Source organism: Collimonas sp. GW821-FHT02H07 (assembly GCF_059421505.1).
Genome location: NZ_JBWKVC010000045.1, coordinates 1 through 1350, shown reverse-complemented (window position 1 = coordinate 1350; position 1350 = coordinate 1). Strand labels below are relative to the sequence as shown.

General features: G+C 54.7%; 1 protein-coding gene. It reads right to left on the bottom strand.

Features of this window, described 5'->3' with window-relative positions:
- Window positions 1-36: 36 nt before the first annotated feature.
- The gene (locus AC07V8_RS25725) at window positions 37-1287 is read right to left on the bottom strand and encodes an IS256 family transposase (RefSeq protein ID WP_494681208.1); all 1251 of its coding nucleotides are present in this window, start codon (window positions 1285-1287) and stop codon (window positions 37-39) included.
- Between the last annotated feature and the right edge of the window lie 63 nt (window positions 1288-1350).

Genomic DNA, 1350 nt, shown 5'->3' with positions numbered 1-1350 from the left:
GAGGGTGTGCTGGATTTTGTGTAAACGGAATTTCGTTTAGTTCGGCGTCATCCGCTCTTCAAACTGGATTGTGAAGCGGTTGAGTGCTCCTTTCCAGTCCCGCAATGGCATCGTCCACTTCTTGCTGATGTTGTTGAGCGCCAGATAAAACAGCTTGCTGACGGCCTCATCGGTGGGAAATGAACTGCGGGTTTTGATGACTTTGCGCAGGCTCATATTAATGGATTCGATGGCGTTGGTGGTGTAAATAACCTTGCGGATTTCTGGCGGGTAGTCGAAGAACGGCGTGATCCGAGCCCAATTACGCCGCCAGGACAGGCCGATCGACGGGTAGTCCTTGTCCCACTTGACCTCAAATTCGGTGAGCATGAGTTCGGCTTCATCGACGGTCGCCGCGCTGTAGATTCGCTTCAGGTCGGTAGCCACTTCCTTCTGCACTTTCCAAGGAACGAAGTTCAAGCTGTTGCGCACCATGTGAACGATGCACAGTTGAACGGCTGCTTTCGGATAGACTGCCTCGATGGCATCAGGGAAGCCTTTCAAGCCGTCGACGCAGGCAATGAAGATGTCCTGCACGCCGCGATTCTTCAGTTCGGTGACCACCTGCAGCCAGAACTTCGCGCCCTCGGTCTGAGCGATCCACAGGCCCAGCACTTCCTTGTGACCCTCCATGTTCACGCCGATGGCCAGGTAGACAGCCTTGTTTCGGACGGCGCCTGTGTCGCGCACTTTGACGTGGATGCAGTCGAGATACAGAATCGGATACAGGGCGTCGAGTGGACGGGCCTGCCACACCTTCACATCTTCGCTCACAGCGTCTGTGACGGACGAAATCAGGGATGGCGATACCTCGGCACCATAGATCTCTTCCAGATGGCTCTGGATCTCCCTGACCGTCAGGCCACGGGCATACAGCGAGATGATCTTGTCGTCGAAGCCGGTCCAGCGGGTTTGATGCTTGCTGACGATTTGCGGTTCAAACGCGCCTTGGCGATCACGAGGAATATCGAGCGGCAGCGCGCCGAAATCGCCTTTGAGCGTCTTGGCGCTGTGGCCGTTGCGAGTGTTGGAAGTGTCGTTGGTGACCGAATTGCTCTTGTCATGGCCCAGATGATCGGTCATTTCGACCTCCAGGGCACGCTCAACAAGCATCTTGGTGAGCTGCTTGAGCAAGCCATTTTCGCCAATCAGGTCTTCAGGTTTCTTATAGTTGGCAAGCAGGCTGTCCGCCAGCTTGACCAACTCAGGATCGGGCTTGGCCCGCTTAGTGCGTTTTACGTAGGTCATTTTTTCCTCTATGGTGGCAGTGTCTTGCCAAATGACCGTTTACACAAAACTAATTACACCCTC

Bases quoted from the DNA above. Each gene is read 5' to 3' on its own strand.
- AC07V8_RS25725 (WP_494681208.1), bottom strand. From the start codon at position 1,287: ATGACCTACGTAAAACGCACTAAGCGGGCCAAGCCCGATCCTGAGTTG.